Raw genomic sequence first — 14841 nt, 5'->3', positions numbered from 1 at the left:
CATGTCCCTCTCCGATGCCTCCCTGAAGCGCCCCGTGGCCATGGGGTGCCTCCTCATCGCCCTGGCCTTCCTGGGGGTCAACGCCTACCGGAAGATGGGCCTGGAGCTGATGCCCAAGGTGGACGCCCCCTACATCTCCATCCTCACGGTGTGGCCCGGGGCCTCTCCCACGGACATCGAGGTGGACGTGGCCAAGAAGATCGAGGACGCGGTCTCCGGGGTGGACGGGCTGAAGCACGTCATCTCCACCTGCATGGAGAACGCCGTGCAGACCAGCCTGGAGTTCGAACTGGGCACGGACGTGAACGTGGCGGCGGACGACGTGCGGGAAAAGGTGGACCAGAAGCTCTCGGAGCTTCCCGAGGACGTGGAGAAGCCGGTGATCCAGAAGTTCGACGTGAACGCCCAGCCCGTGGTGACCCTGGCCCTGGTGGGAGACCTGCCCCTGGACGAGCTGTACGACTACGCGGACCAGTCCCTTCGGGACCGGTTCTCCGTGCTGTCGGGGGTGGCGGACGTGAAGCTCACCGGGGGGGCCAAGCGGGAGGTGCACGTGCTGCTGGACCGGGACCTCCTGGCCGCGGCGGGGCTCACCTCCCTCCAGGTGGAACAGGCCCTGCGGGAGGGGGTGCGCACCCTCCCGGCGGGACGGGTGCGGGAAGGAGGGGCGGAATTCTCCGTGCGCTACGACGCGGAGTTCCACTCCGTGCCGGACATCGGCTCCCTCCAGGTGGTGGGCCGGGACGGGGCCCGGCGGTACATCCGGGACCTGGGGACGGTGCGCCTGGGCACGGAGGAGCGCCGCCAGGCGGTGTTCCTGGACGGCAGGCCCGCCGTGGCCATCCGGGTGGTGAAGAAGGCGGACGCCAACACGGTGGTGGTGGTGGACAAGGTCCGGGCCACCATGGAAGCCCTTCAGAAGACCCTCCCCGGGGGCACGAAGCTCACCTGGGTCTCCGACGAGGGGGACTACATCCGGGCTTCCGTGGACAGCACGGTAAACAACATCTGGCAGGGGGTGCTCCTCACCGCGGGGATCCTCTTCCTGTTCCTCTACAACCTGCGCTCCACCTTCGTGGTAGCGGTCAGCATGCCCCTGACCATCATCATCGCCCTGTTCTTCATGCAGCTTCTGGGGTACACCCTCAACACCTCCACCCTCCTGGCGGCGGGACTCTCCGTGGGCATCCTGGTGTCCAACTCCCTGGTGGTGCTGGAAAGCGTCCTCACCCACCTGCAGCGCACCGGGGACCCCTGGCGGGCCGCCCGGGAGGGCACCGCCGACGTGGCGGTGGCGGTGCTGGCCAGCGCAGGGACCAACGTGGTGGTGATGCTGCCCATCGGCCTCATGGGCAGCATGGTGGGGCTGTTCTTCCGTCCCTTTGCCCTCACCTCCGTGGTGGTGAACGGCGTGTCCATCTTCATCTCCTTCACCCTCACCCCCATTCTGGCGGCCCTGGTCCTCAAGCCCGTGGACGAGACCCAGGACTCCCGGCTGAAGCGCCTGGAGCGCCGCTGGAACCAGGGGCTGGATCGCCTGGCGGACCGGTACGTGGGGGCGCTGCGAAAGATGCTGCGCCACAAGGCCCTCACCCTGGGGGTGCTGGGGGGCGTGGCGGTGCTCTTCCTCCATGCTCTCTCCCTGGCCCCGGGGATCGGCTTCAGCTTCGCCCCGGACATCGACAAGGGCACCATCTACATGAAGCTGGAGTTCCCCACCCGGCAGGACCTGGAGACCACCGTGGGCCGGGTGCAGGAGGCCCAGGGGCTCCTGAAGGGGCTGCCGGGGCTGCGTCGGGTCCTCTCCACCGTAGGGGTGGTGGAGGGGCTGGGGGAGAACCAGCAGGGGGTGTACCTGGCCCAGATCCAGCTCAACCTGTCGGACAAGATGGACCGGGACGAGGGGATCGCTCGGATCCTGACGGAGTTGCGTCGCCGCTTCCGCAGCTTCCCGGACTGCATCGTCACCGCCAGCATCCCGGGGCTGGTGGGGGGCCAGAGCAGCCCCATCGACCTGGAGATCCGAGGGGACGACCTGAAGGAGCTGGACCGCATCGCCCTGGGGGTGGCGGACCGGGCCCGGAAGACCCCGGGGTTCGTGGACCTGGACACGTCGGTGCGGGAGGGGAAGCCGGAGATCCGGGTGCTCCCCCGAAGGGCGGTGCTGGCGGACCTGGGGGCCTCTCCCCTGGCGGTGGGGGCTCTGCTTCGGGGGAACCTGGAGGGGGTCAAGGCGGCCACCTACAAGTCCGGCGCCAAGACCTACGACATCCGGGTGAAGCTGGCCGAACGCCCCGGGAAAGACCAGGTGCAGACCTTCCAGATCCCCACGACCCCGGGGCACACCGTGGCCCTGGCCAACTTCGCTTCCCTGGAGGAACGGCGCTCCCCCATCCAGATCCGCCGGTCCGACAAGGTGCGGGTGAGCAAGGTCAACGCCAGCCTGGCCTCGGGGCTGCCCCTGGGCACGGCGGTGCAGACCCTGAACCGGGAGATCCGGGAGGGGGACCTGCTGCCCCCGGGGTACGAGGCCCGGTTCCGAGGAGAGTTCGAGCGCATGGACGAGGCGACGGCGGCCTTCGGGGAGGCGGCGGTGCTCTCCGTCCTCCTCACCTTCCTGGCCCTTTCCGCCATCATGGAGTCCTTCAAGTGGGCCACCCTGATCCTCACCACCGTCCCCCTGGGGCTGGTGGGGGTGCTCTGGGCCCTGGCCCTCACGGGGACCAGCATGTCCATCTTCGTGCTCCTGGGGACGGTCATGCTCATCGGCATCGTGGTGAACAACGCCATCCTGGTGATCGACCGGTTCCTCACCATCCGGCGGGCGGAGCCGGAGCTGGGGCAGGAGGAGGGGATGTACAAGGCCCTGGAGGAATCCTTCCGACCGGTGCTCATGGTCACCGCCGCGGCGGTGTTGGGCATGCTGCCCCTGGCGGTGGCCTCGGGCCTGGGCAGCGAACTCACCAACGGCATCGGCATCGCCTCCGCGGGAGGGGTGCTCATGTCGGGGCTTCTGGCCCTCTTCGTGGTGCCCCTGATCTACCTGGCCTACGTGAAGGTCCGCCGCCGCAGGACCCCTTCGGCGAGCTGAACTCTGCGCGCTCCCATGGCGCATCCACACCCGCAACGCCGCAGGGCGGCCCCTCCAAGGGCCGCCCTGCGGCACACTTCTAAGGAGTTCAAAGACCCCCGGCCCGGGGCGAAGCGCGAAGCGCCACCCCAAGGGCTCGAAGAAGCTTCAGCACCGTGTCGTACCGGGGTTTGGCCCCGGGAGCCAGGGCTTTGTAGAGGCTCTCCCGTCCCACCCCTGCCTCCCGGGCCAGACGAGTCATCCCCCGAGCCTTGGCCACATCCGCAATCGCCCGAAGGAGCACCTCCGGATCTCCGTCCTCCAGCGCCGCATCCAGGTACTCCGCCACCATTTCCTCGCTGTCCAGGTACTCCGCCGCGTCGAAAACCGCCAGATCCTTCAAGGGGTTCCCCTCCTTCGAGCCCAAAGAGCCAAGGCACACCGGATGTCCCTTTTCTGGGACGTTTTGTCTCCCCCGCAGAGAAGCAGGTAGACCGTCTGTCCCGGTCGGGCAAAAGAACCCGATATCCAGGTCCTTCGTGGACCCGCATCTCCGAAACCCCTTCCCCCACGGGCGCACAGTCCCCGAAATGCCCTTCCTCGGAGGAGCGCAGGCGGGCCAGAATCCTCGCCTTCCCACGAAGATCCTTGAGGTCATGGAGCCAGCGCTGAAACTCCCGAGTCTGAAGGAAGAGGACCATGGACCCTATTGTATCTTATCGGATACAGAAAGAGAAGCCTCCGGGGCCTCCTCCTGCCAGGGATGCTCCTCCATCGCCTCCCAGAAGGCCCGGGCGGGGCCGCCGAAGGGACGCAGGCGACAACGGGTCAGGAGGGCGTGGAGGGAAAACTCCGGCCCCTCCCAGGCAAGCTCCGTCAGGGTCCCCGCCTCGAAATCCCCCGCCAGGGCCACCCGGGGGAGGAAGGTGATCCCTCCTCCCGCCCGGACCAGCTGCAGGATCGGCGCCGTCTGGCCCAGGCTCAGCACCGCCCGGGGGTGCACCCCCAGGGCCTCCAGGACCCCCTCCAGGTGCCCCCGGTAGTAGCACCCCGCCTCGGTGAGGATCAGGGTCTGCTCCTCCAGGCCCGGCGGGGTCAGGGGACCGGATGCCAGGGGGTGGTCCGGGGCGACGGCGAAGGCCAGGGGCTCCTCCCCCAGGTCCAGGACCTCCAGGTCCGGATCCTCCGAGGACCGGTCCAGCAGCAGCGCCAGGTCCAGGGTCCCCCGCCGCAGGGCGGAGCGGAACTCGTTGCAGCTTCCGTAGCAGAGGCTCAGGGAGACGTCGGGGTAACGACGGCAGAAGCCCTCCAGGAAGCCCCCCAGCCGATGATCCACCAAGGTCTCCGCGGCCCCCACCAGGAGGGGACCGCAGGGCACCCGGGGGGAGCGCACCGCTTCCCCCGCCTGTTCCGCCAAAGCCACCATCTGCTCCGCGAAGGGCAGCAGCTTCTCTCCCTCCGGGGTCAGCCTCACCACACCCCCTTCCCGGAAGAAGAGAAACGCCCCCAGCTCCGCCTCCAGAGCCTGGATGTGGGCGGTGATGGTGGAGGGGGTATACCCCAGGGTCTCCGCCGCCCGGGCGAAGCGCTCCAGCCGGACGGCCACGGCGAAGCTGCGAAGGTTTCGGATCTCCATGGTTTTCCCGCCTTTCGTCTTTTCGAAGCTCCCCTTCGAGGGTTTCCGATGGCTCCCCGCCGCCCTCCCTGGTAGGGTAGCCCAGGAACGGATCCGCCGAAAGGGGACGAGGGAATGATGGAAAGGGAAGACGTGAAGGCCCTGGCCCGGGAACTGGGGGCGGACCTGTGCGGCGTGGCGGCGGCGAGCCGGTTCGGCGAGGCCCCGGAGGGGTTCCGCCCCGAGGACGTGTTGCCCCGGGCCCGGTCCGTGGTGGTGACGGCCCGGCGGTTTCTGCAAAGCGCCCTGGAGGCGGGAAGCTCCATCCCCTACACGGACGTGCGGAACCACCTGACCCGAAGGATGGACGACCTGTCGACGGAGCTGGCCTACCGGCTGGAGGACGCGGGAGCCCGGGCGGTCCCGGTGAACGCCATCGGGCCCACCGAACGGGACCCCCTCTCGGGGCGGACCCGGGGGATCCTCTCCCTGAAGCACGCCGCCGCCCTGGCGGGATTGGGATGGATCGGCCGGAACACCCTCCTGGTGACCCCGGAGCACGGGAACCTGGTGTGGCTCGGAGGGGTGGTGACGGACCTGGAGCTGGAGCCCGACCCGGTCCGTGCCGCCCCTCGCTGCCCCGAGGGGTGTCGGCTCTGTCGAGACGCCTGTCCCTCCGGAGCCCTGGATCGGGACCCTATGGACCAGCGGGCCTGCTGGGAGCACGCCTTCGGCTCCCCCGCCCACGGGGGAGAGTGGCGGATCCGGTGCTTCGCCTGCCGAAGCGTCTGCCCCTTCGCCCGAAAGGGCCCGGGGGAGGGCTTTCCCTAAACCTCCACCCCCAGGAAGAGGCGGGCCAGGTAGCCCAGGCCGAAGCTCACCGCCGCCACCCCCAGGCTGAGCCCCGCCATCTCCAGGAACCGCCGGAGAAAGGGCTCGTCCTGGGCCACCGCCACGTAGGCGGTGAAGGCCAGGATCACCCCCACCGCCCCCGCCAGGGAGACCCCCAGGCAGAGGAAGTAGTCTTTCAGGACGAAGTAGGGCAGCAGCAGGAGGAACACGGTGAACAGGTAGATCCCCCCGGTGTAGAGGGCCGCCTTGAAGGGGCTCTTCCGCCCCCCTTCCGCCTTGGTGGAGAGGTACTCCGAAGCCCCCATGGACAGGGAGGCGGCCACCCCGGTGATGAGTCCCGACAGGGCGATGAGCCGGGTGTTCTGCAGCGCCAGGGTCAGCCCCGCCAGGGTGCCCGTCAGCTCCACCAGGGCGTCGCTCAGACCCAGCACCAGGGAGCCGGTGTAGTGCAGCCGCTCCTCGTCCAGCAGGGCCAGGAGGGCCGTCTCGTGCTCCTCCTCCTCCCGGAGGATCTGTTCCGCCTCCGGGAAGACCTCCGTCAGCTCCTCCAGGCAGTCCTGAGCCCCCTCCTCCCCCTTCTCCATGAGCTTGGCGGCGAAGGTGAACCCCAGCACCCGGCCCATGAGACCGTAGGCCCACACCTTCCCCCACCGGGGGGACACCTCCTCCCCGGACCGGTCCCGCCAGACCTGATAGTGCCGCAGCTCCTCCCCCGCCACCCGCTCCAGCACCCCCCGGTTCTCCGGGGACGCCCGACGGGCCAGACGCAGGTAGATGTGGTGCTCCGTGATCTCGTCCCGCTGGAGCCTGCGGATCCGCTCCCTCAGGGCGGAGGATCCTTCCGTCATGACGGCATCCCCTCCCTCGGGGCCCGAGGCCCTTTCCCATCTTACCCGCCCGGTGGGGGCTCAAGGATCCCGGGGCATCAAAAAAGGGGAACCCCGGAAGGGGTTCCCCTCAGGACCGCGTCGTTTCGGAGGACGGTTCTAGCCCAGCACTTCCTTGATGATCTTCAGGGCCTGGTCGATCTCCTCCTTGGTGATGACCAGGGGAGGGGCAAACCGGATGATCCAGCTGTGGGTCTCCTTGCAGAGGAGCCCCTTCTCCTTGAGGGCGGTGGTGTAGATGCGGGCCTTCCCGGCGGACTCGTGGAGCACCACGCCGATGAGGAGCCCCTTGCCCCGGACTTCCTTGATCTTGGGGGAGTTGATGGCCCGGATGCCCTCCATGAAGTAGACCCCCAGCTCGGCGGCCCGGTCGGCGAGCTTCTCCTCCTGGAGCACGTCCATGGCCGCCATGGCCACGGCGCAGGCCAGGGGGTTGCCCCCGAAGGTGGAACCGTGGGTCCCGGGCTGGAACACCCCCAGGACGTCCTTGTTGGCCGCCACGGCGGACACGGGGAAGACGCCGCCGCCCAGGGCCTTGCCCATGACGATGATGTCCGGGTTGATCCCCTCGTGCTGGAAGGCGAAGGTCTTGCCGGTGCGGCAGAAGCCCGTCTGCACCTCGTCCATGGCCAGCAGCACGTTGTGCTTCCGGGCCAGGTTCTCCAGACCCTTCAGGAAGCCGTCGCTGGGGACCCGAACTCCCGCCTCGCCCTGGATGGGCTCCACCAGGATGCCCACGGTGTTCTTGTTGATGGCTTTCTCCACCGCGGCGAGGTCGTCGTAGGGCACCACCACGAAGCCCGGGGTGAAGGGCCCGTAGTTGTCCTTCGCGTCGGGGTCCACGGAGAAGGAGATGATGCTGATGGTGCGACCGTGGAAGTTCTCCTCGAAGACGATGATCTCCGCCTTGTCCTTCTCCACGCCCTTCACCATGTAGCCCCACTTGCGCATGGTCTTGAGGGCCGTCTCCACCGCCTCGGCGCCGGTGTTCATGGGCAGGATCATCTCCTTGCCCGTCATCTCGGAGAGCTTCTTGGCGAAGAGGGGCCACCGGTCGTTGAAGAACGCCCGGGAGGTGAGGGTAAGCACGTCCGCCTGGTCCTTCAGGGCCTGGATGATCTTGGGGTGCCGGTGTCCCTGGTTCACCGCGGAGTAGGCGGAGAGCATGTCCATGTACCGCTTGCCCTCGGGATCTTCCACCCAGATGCCCTGGGCCTTGGCGATGACCACTTCGAGGGGGTGGTAGTTGTGCGCGCCGTAGTGGTGCTCCATCTCCATGAGTTCCTGCGACCTGTTCGCCATGGGTTCCACCTCTTTCTGGTTTTTTGACCTCATTTATGACTTGGGTTTCGATGCGCCCCGATGGTCGACGCAAAAACCGTTTTTCCCCAAATTGGAAGGAAGCGCAACGCAACAGACTGAGAAGGGACGGGGGGGTTTGGCTTCCTCCTTAGTTAGGCGGAGGAAAACCGGTCTGAAAGGCCTGTCAAGACGCCCCTTCCCCCGGTTTGAAGCTCCGTTTCCCTGGCGAAGGCACCACGAAAAAGACCGACCGGGGAAAGCCTCTTCCTCTGCCCGCTCGCATCCGGCGGAACCCGCGCCGCGAAGCCCAGAAAAATATGAACCATTCACTCCTTGAAGTTTAGTCTATTGCCTCTGGTATTACAAGCCCCCCTCGAAAAGAACCCCCGGGAACTCGTCCCTGCCGCAAAGAGGAAGGGGATCTTGACACTGCCGTACATGTACGGGAACGTCGCGACGGTTCTCCCATGCCTCCGCCCCGGGGCGTCCACGCTCCGGGAAGGTGGGTCGTGGTCTCCATCCCCGGCGGCGGGCCTTCCGCTCCGGGGCCCGAATCGACATACCCAAGGGGGAATCCGCATGAATCCGTACCCGCACCTGTTCAGTCCCGTCCGCATCGGAGGCCTCACCGCCCGGAACCGCATCGAGTCCGCCCCGGGGAGCATGGGGGACCTCACCCCGGAGGGCTACCTCACCCGGGAGAACGTGGCGGCCTACGAGGTGAAAGCCGGGGGGGGCGCCGCCATCGTCACCATCGGGGAAAGCAACGTGCACACCAAGACCGGCAAGGCCCACGGGCGCATGGTGCCCCTGGACGACGACGAGGTGCTGCCCTCCCTCATCAACACCACCGACGCCATCAAGCACCACGGGGCCCTGGCGTCCATCGAGCTGATCCACCCGGGGCGTCGGGCCAACCCCCGCTACTACGACGGGCCCATCTACGGCCCCTCCGCCGGCATGGGCCCCCTGGGGGTCCCGGTGACGGAGCTGGACGAGGAGCACATCGAGGAGATCGTGGAGGCCTTCGGGGATGCGGCGGAGATGGCCAAGCTGGGGGGCGTGGACCTGTGCATGGTCCACGCGGGCCACGGCTGGCTGCTGCACCAGTTTCTGTCCCCCCTGAACAACCAGCGCACGGACCGGTTCGGGGGCAGCCTGGAGAACCGGGGCCGCTTCGCCCTCCTGGTGCTGGAGAACATCAAGAAAAAATGCGGCGCCGACTTCCCGGTGGAGTTCCGCATCAGCGGCTCCGAGCTGACCCCCGGGGGCTTCGATCTGGACGACATGGTGGCCTTCGCGGGGATGCTGGACGGGAAGCTGGACCTGCTGAACGTGTCCGACGGCACCTTCCACGTGCCCTCCACCAACACCACCATGGTGCCCTCCATGTTCCTCCCCCACGGCTGCAACGCCTACCTGGCGGCGGCTATCAAGAAGGGGGTGCGGCACACCAAGGTGGCCGCCTTGGGCTGGGTCACCAAGCCCATCCTCCAGGCCTGCGTGGACGGATGGCTCCCCTCGGGCCTGGGGGTCCTCACGGTGAAGCACAAGATCCCCTACGTCATCCTCACGCTGCTGTACCTGGAAAGCCTGGCGCCCATCTTCTTCGAGTTCAACATCTCCACCATCGGGAACATGGCGGTGATCCTGAACAACGTGCTCTTCGCCCTGGTGTGCTTCTCCGCGGTGCGCCTCACCACCCGGGTGCCGGAGCTGTGGGCCCAGTCCCGGTTCCACGTGTCCACCGGAACCCTGAAGTTCTGGAGCGTCCTGGGAGGCGTGGCCACCCTGGGGCAGACCCTGCTGCTGTTCAGCGTCCTCAAGCCCTACGAGATGGTGGGCAACGGGGTGGTGCTGGTCACCGCGGCGGGTTATGCGGTGATGCGGAAACGAAGCGGGAAGGTGCACATGGAGATCAGCTACGAAGAAGCCTGAGCGGGTCCGGGGGCTCCCCGAAGGGGAGCCCCCTTCGTTGCCCCCCCTTCGAAGAGGGGAGTACAATCGGTCCGGGTCCCGAGGGACCGCCCTTTCCCGCCCCCTTCGGGGCGGTTTTTTTCGGCCCCGGAGAACCGCTGGCCACGGAGGTGCAGGAGATGAAAGACCCGGAAAACCGAAAGAACCGGATCCTCAACCAGGCCTGGCGTCTTTTTCTGGCCCGGGGGTTCGGCGGCACCAGCATGAGGCAGATCGCCGAGGCGGCAGGGGTGAGCCTGGGGCTGGTGACCTACTACTTCGCCACCAAGGAGACCGTGGCCCTGGAGATCCTGAACCGTTTCCTGGGGATCTTCAAGGAGCACCTGGAGCGGGCGGTGGACGTGGACGAGGATCCCCTCCTCTACTCCGCCTCCCTGGTGCGCCTGAACTACCGGGTCATGTCCTCCCCCCCCTTCGAGCTTTTCTACAAGGACGCCATGCGCAACGACCTGTACTTCCGCACCATCCCGGAGGATCGGGGGAGCAACCCCGACGAGAGCCTCCGCAGCCTCCGGCGGATCAACGAAAAATACGGGCTGGGGCACAGCGATGAGTATCTGGAACTCTTCGGGACCTACCTGTGCGTGAGCATGGAGCGCACCCTGGTGCTCTACCCCAAGACCCGGGCGGTGGGGCACATCCCGGACCTGGTGTTCCGCACCTACATGGGACACCTGGACCCGGGGTTCGCGGATTTCGAGACCTACTGCCGACGCAGCGACGCGCTGGTGGAGGGGATCCTCCGGGAACACCCGGAACTGCTGGAGGTGCGGGACCTCTTCGAGGAGCCGCCGAGGGAATGAAGGGAAGGGCCCCGGGGCGATAACGCCCCGGGGCCCTTTGAATCTCCTGTTCTCGTCCCGATAGACTCAGCAGTCCACCCGGAACACGCTGTCCAGCAACGTGCCGTCCCGGTACTCCACCAGCGCCACCACCCGGGAGGTGTCCGCCGCCACAGGCTCGGGGACGCCGGTGAGGCGTTCCACCTGGGCCTTCAGGTCGTGGATGTCCACCACCTTGAGCCCCGCCCCGCGGGCCGCCTCGGCAAGCTCCGGCCGTCGGGGGTTCACGCAGACCCCCCGCTCCGTGACCACCACGTCCACGCTCTCCCCGGGGGTGACCACGGTCTGCACCCGGTCCTTGACGGAGGGCACGCCCCCCCGGAAGGAGGGAAGCACCACCACGGAGAGCTTGGCCCCGGCGGCGGTGTCGCAGTGTCCCCCCGAGGCGCCCCGAAGCACCCCGTCGTGCCCCGTGAGGACGTTGACGTGGAAGTCCACGTCCACGTCCAGGGCCGCCAGGACCACCACGTCCAGGTCGTGGACCACGCAGCCCCGGTTCAGGGGGTTGGCGTACCAGGACTGGTCGATCTCGATGTGGTTGCGGTTCTTGGCCACCGAGTCCCGCACCGCCGCGTCGAAGCTCTGCACGTCGTAGAGGGCCTTGAAGAGCCCCTCCTCCAGCATCTGCACCATGTAGCCCGTGATGCCGCCGCAGCCGAAGCTGCCCACGATGCCCTTGTCCTTCATGTACTCCCGCACGTACTGGGCCACCGCTAGGCTGGCCCCGCCGGCGCCCACCTGGAAGGAGACGCCGTTTTCCAAAAGCCCCGACGCCCGGATGACCCGGAAGGCATCCTCGGCGATGCGCAGGTCCACGGGGTTGCGGGTGATCCGGGCGGCCCCGGTGGCGATCTTCTTGGGATCCCCGAGGCTTTCCGTCACCACCACCTGGTCCACCAGGTACTGGGGGATGGAGACGTGGGCCAGGGGCTGGGGCACCAGGTTGTCCGTCACCGCCACCACGTGGCGGGCGTACCGGGCGTCGGTCTGGGCGTACCCCAGGGAGCCGCACCCCGTGGGGCCCAGGGCCCCGGTGAGGTTCCCCTGGGGGTCGCAGGCCGGGGCGGCCAGGAAGGCCACGTCGATGGAGATGCTCCCCTCCTCGATGGCCCGGGCCCGGCCCCCGTGGCTGTGGATCACCACGGGCACCTCCAGCTCTCCGCGGCTGATGGCCTTGCCCACCTCGCCCCGGACCCCGGAGGTGTGGATAACCCGCACCACCCCCCGGCGCACGAAGTCCGCCACCGCCTCGTGGGCGTCGGTGAGGGAGCTGGGGGCCAGGGTGAGGTTCCGGATGCCCAGGTTCTCGCACACCCCCAGGACCTGGGGCAGCAGGGCGTCCCCGTTGCGCAGGTGGTGGTGGAAGGAGACGGTCATGCCGCTCTCCAGGCCGGAGCGCCGCACCGCCGCCTCCAGGTTCTCCGCCAGCTTGTCCTTCCGCCGGGACGTTCCTTTGAGGGGGGGGACCAGCCGGGGGGCCTCGTAGCCCCGCTCCAGGCGGGCCCACAGGCCCCCGTAGGGTTCGAAGCGTCCCAGTTCCGGCACCTCTTCGGGCACCATCCGTCCGAGCGCGTTGGGTACCAGCTTCATCGGGACACTCCCCCTTCCGCCAGCCGGGCCATGTCGAGGGTGTGCCGTGCCCGCTTCACCACCGGGGCGTCCACCATCTTCCCGTCCACGGCCACCACGCCGCGGCCTTCCTTCTCCGCCGCCTCCGCGGCCTCCACGATACGCAGGGCCTTGGCGATCTCCTTCTCCTCCGGTACGAAGGCCTTGTGGATCCAGGGGATCTGGCCGGGGTGGATGGCCGCCTTGCCGGTGAAGCCCAGGCCGACGACCTTCTTCGTCTCCTCCAGCAGGCCCTCGTGGTCGTTCACGTCCGCCCAGACCGTGTCGAAGGCGTCGATGCCGCAGCTCCGCGCCGCCAGGGCCACCTGGCTTCGGGGCACGAAGAGTTCCCATCCCTCCCGGGTCTTGGCCACCCCCAGGTCGGCGGTGAGGTCCTGTCCCCCCAGGGTGAGCGCCGTGACCCGGGGGCAGCAGGAGGCGATCTCCCGGGCCAGGGCGATGCCCGAGGCGGTCTCCAGCATGGCGTGAAGCTTCACCGTGCGGGACTCGAAGCCGCAGGACCGCTCGATCTCCGTCATCCGGACGTCCGCCGCCACCACGTCCTCCGGGGAGGAGCACTTGGGCAGGCGCACCGCGTCGGGACGGCAGGGCACCACCGCCTTCAGGTCCTCCTCGAAGAAGGAGGTGTCCGCCCCGTTGAGGCGCACCGTCACCACCACGTCCCCGAAGTCCAGGACCCCCATGAGGCGGGTCACCAAGCGGCGGGCCGCGTCCTTTTCCGACAGGGCCACCGCGTCCTCCAGGTCCAGGAGCACGCTGTCCGCCCCGAAGATGGGGGCGTGCTGGATCATCCCGGGGTTGTTCCCGGGGATGTAGAGCATGGAGCGAAGGGCGCGCTTCATCGTCCCCCCTCCTTCCCCAAGGCCCGATCCAGGGCCGTCTCGACCCGGGCGGTCAGGGTGGCCTCCAGGGCCCCCTGGTCCTGGATCTGCACCCGCACGTCCCGCAGGCCGTACCTCTTCAGGACCTCGTCCACCACCCGCCGGGTGCGCTCCGCGAAGAGCTTGGCGTTGCCCCCCCGCACGTCCAGGATGCGTCCCTCCGCGGGACCCACCGTCACCAGGCAGTCCGAGGACTCCAGGGTCCCCGCCTGCGCCGTCTCCAAAGCCATGGGACATTCCTCCCTCCGTCGGTTCGCGAATCAGGCTCTCCATAAGGGACGCGGGGAACCCCATGAGGGTTCCCCGAAGGTCCGTCTTCGGAGGAGCCTCCCTCCACGAAGAAGGGGGCGAGGACGCTCCTCGCCCCCCGCTATGCTACATCCGCTCGCAGATGGCCTGGGCGAACTTGGAGCAGGAGACCTCCGTGGCCCCTTCCCGCTGCCGCGCCAGGTCGTAGGTGACGATGCCGTCCCGGATGGCTCCCTCCATGCCCTTGACCACCAGGTCCGCCGCCTCCTGCCACCCCAGGTGCTCCAGCATGAGCACCCCCGAGAGGATCAGGGAGCCCGGGTTCACCTTGTCCTGCCCGGCGTACTTGGGGGCGGTGCCGTGGGTGGCCTCGAAGAAGGCCACCTCGTCGTTCATGTTGGCTCCCGGCGCCAGGCCCAGGCCGCCCACGGAGGCCGCCAGGGCGTCGGAGATGTAGTCTCCGTTGAGGTTCGCCGTGGCCAGCACGTCGTACTCCGCGGGCCGCAGGAGGATCTGCTGGAACATGGCGTCGGCGATGCGGTCCTTCACCACGATCTTGCCCTCGGGCTGCACGCCGTTGTAGATGTCGAAGAGTTCCTTTTCGGTGATGCACACCGAGCCGAACTCCTCCTTGGCCACCTCGTAGCCCCACTTGAGGAAGGCCCCTTCGGTGAACTTCATGATGTTGCCCTTGTGCACCAGGGTGACGGACTTCTTCTTGTGGTCCACGGCGTACTGGATGGCCATGCGCACCAGCCGCTTGCTGCCGGTGACGGAGATGGGCTTGATGCCGATGCCCGAGTCGTCCCGGACCTTGGCGCCCATGCCCCTAAGGAACTCGATGACCTTGGCGCACTCCGGGGTGCCCTGCTCCCACTCGATGCCCGCGTAGAGATCCTCCGTGTTCTCCCGGAAGATGATCATGTCCACGTCCTGGGGACGCTTCAGGGGGGCGGGAACGCCCTCGAACCACCGCACGGGGCGCACGCAGGCGTACAGGTCCAGCACCTGCCGGAAGGCCACGTTGAGGCTGCGGAAACCGCCGCCCACGGGGGTGGTCAGGGGGCCCTTGATGCCGATGCGGAAGTACCGCAGAGCGTTGAAGGAATCGTCGGGGATGGCGGTGCCGAACTTGTTCATGGCCTTCTCCCCCGCGAAGATCTCCCACCAGGCCAGGCGCTTCTTGCCGCCGTAGGCCCTGGCCACCGCCGCGTCCAGCACGGTCTTCATGGCGGGGGTGATGTCCAGCCCGATGCCGTCACCCTCCACGTAGGGGATGACGGGCTCGTCGGGGACGATCTGCTTGCCGTTCCTGTACTCGATCCGCTCGCCCCGCTCCGGCGCGGCGATGTCCTTCAGCTGAAGCCCTTCAAAACGCGACATGTGCGTGTTCCTCCTTCGGGTCTCTGGTCGGTGGTGCCTAGCCTGTGGCCCTCGTGCGCAGGTGCTCGTGACGCCGGTGCTCTATCCAAAAGGAGAACCTCCGGGGAACGGTGGAGGCGGAGGCGTGTCGCAAAACTACGGAGCCGGTGTTTCA

At 68.0% G+C, this 14841-nt stretch carries 12 protein-coding genes and 1 pseudogene; 4 read left to right on the top strand and 9 right to left on the bottom strand.

Annotated features, from left to right (window positions below):
• Position 1 precedes the first annotated feature (1 nt).
• Positions 2 to 3091 carry an efflux RND transporter permease subunit gene (locus APAU_RS12315; RefSeq protein ID WP_006299629.1) on the top strand — a complete coding sequence of 1030 codons (3090 nt, stop codon included), beginning with the start codon at positions 2 to 4 and terminating at the stop codon, positions 3089 to 3091.
• Between the two features lie 88 nt (positions 3092 to 3179).
• Here APAU_RS12315 and APAU_RS13425 read toward each other — a convergent pair whose 3' ends face one another.
• The 3 genes and pseudogenes from APAU_RS13425 to APAU_RS00240 form a co-directional block, all read right to left on the bottom strand.
• On the bottom strand, positions 3180 to 3473 hold the full coding sequence (locus APAU_RS13425) for an addiction module antidote protein (protein WP_006299628.1): 294 nt from the start codon (positions 3471 to 3473) through the stop codon (positions 3180 to 3182).
• A gap of 106 nt (positions 3474 to 3579) precedes the next feature.
• Positions 3580 to 3771 (bottom strand): annotated as a pseudogene (locus APAU_RS14835) (type II toxin-antitoxin system RelE/ParE family toxin); the annotation flags it as partial.
• A gap of 5 nt (positions 3772 to 3776) precedes the next feature.
• A complete protein-coding gene (locus tag APAU_RS00240) occupies positions 3777 to 4706 on the bottom strand; it encodes a LysR family transcriptional regulator (RefSeq protein ID WP_006299627.1) in 930 nt (309 codons plus the stop codon).
• Positions 4707 to 4820: 114 nt separating this feature from the next.
• On the opposite strand from APAU_RS00240, the gene APAU_RS00235 reads away from it, so the two are divergent.
• Positions 4821 to 5516, top strand: coding sequence for an epoxyqueuosine reductase (locus tag APAU_RS00235; protein WP_050792439.1), 696 nt, complete (start codon positions 4821 to 4823; stop codon positions 5514 to 5516).
• Here the strand turns inward: APAU_RS00235 and APAU_RS00230 are convergent.
• Together APAU_RS00230 and rocD are read right to left on the bottom strand one after the other, a co-directional pair.
• Positions 5513 to 6385: a VIT1/CCC1 transporter family protein gene (locus APAU_RS00230; protein ID WP_006299625.1), complete on the bottom strand. Its 873-nt coding sequence runs from the start codon at positions 6383 to 6385 to the stop codon at positions 5513 to 5515. The two genes, APAU_RS00235 and APAU_RS00230, sit on opposite strands and share 4 nt — an antisense overlap.
• 138 nt (positions 6386 to 6523) lie before the next feature.
• A complete protein-coding gene (rocD, locus tag APAU_RS00225; RefSeq protein ID WP_006299623.1) occupies positions 6524 to 7726 on the bottom strand; it encodes an ornithine--oxo-acid transaminase in 1203 nt (400 codons plus the stop codon).
• A 579-nt stretch (positions 7727 to 8305) separates the two neighbouring features.
• Here rocD and APAU_RS00220 point away from each other — a divergent pair.
• Entirely contained in the window at positions 8306 to 9664 is a 1359-nt protein-coding gene (locus APAU_RS00220) for an oxidoreductase (protein ID WP_006299622.1), read from the top strand.
• Between the two features lie 158 nt (positions 9665 to 9822).
• The gene (locus tag APAU_RS13415) at positions 9823 to 10506 is read left to right on the top strand and encodes a TetR/AcrR family transcriptional regulator (RefSeq protein ID WP_006299621.1); all 684 of its coding nucleotides are present in this window, start codon (positions 9823 to 9825) and stop codon (positions 10504 to 10506) included.
• A gap of 66 nt (positions 10507 to 10572) precedes the next feature.
• On the opposite strand, the gene citF is transcribed toward APAU_RS13415, so the two are convergent.
• The 4 genes from citF to icd all read right to left on the bottom strand — a co-directional run bounded on the left by citF (position 10573) and on the right by icd (position 14687).
• Positions 10573 to 12135 (bottom strand): citrate lyase subunit alpha, encoded by a 1563-nt coding sequence (gene citF / locus APAU_RS00210; RefSeq protein ID WP_006299620.1) that lies wholly within the window; start codon positions 12133 to 12135, stop codon positions 10573 to 10575.
• A complete protein-coding gene (locus APAU_RS00205) occupies positions 12132 to 13016 on the bottom strand; it encodes an HpcH/HpaI aldolase/citrate lyase family protein (protein WP_006299619.1) in 885 nt (294 codons plus the stop codon). Before APAU_RS00205 ends, citF begins: the two co-directional genes overlap by 4 nt.
• Positions 13013 to 13285, bottom strand: a complete 273-nt coding sequence (citD, locus tag APAU_RS00200; protein WP_006299618.1) for a citrate lyase acyl carrier protein — start codon at positions 13283 to 13285, stop codon at positions 13013 to 13015. The genes APAU_RS00205 and citD overlap by 4 nt, the downstream gene beginning before the upstream one ends.
• Before the next feature lie 145 nt (positions 13286 to 13430).
• Entirely contained in the window at positions 13431 to 14687 is a 1257-nt protein-coding gene (icd, locus tag APAU_RS00195) for an isocitrate dehydrogenase (NADP(+)) (protein ID WP_006299617.1), read from the bottom strand.
• Positions 14688 to 14841: the final 154 nt, after the last annotated feature.

The organism is Aminomonas paucivorans DSM 12260 (assembly GCF_000165795.1).
GTDB lineage: Bacteria > Synergistota > Synergistia > Synergistales > Synergistaceae > Aminomonas > Aminomonas paucivorans.
The sequence above is the reverse complement of the archived record's forward strand: the minus strand, read 5'-3'. Positions and strand labels throughout refer to the sequence as shown.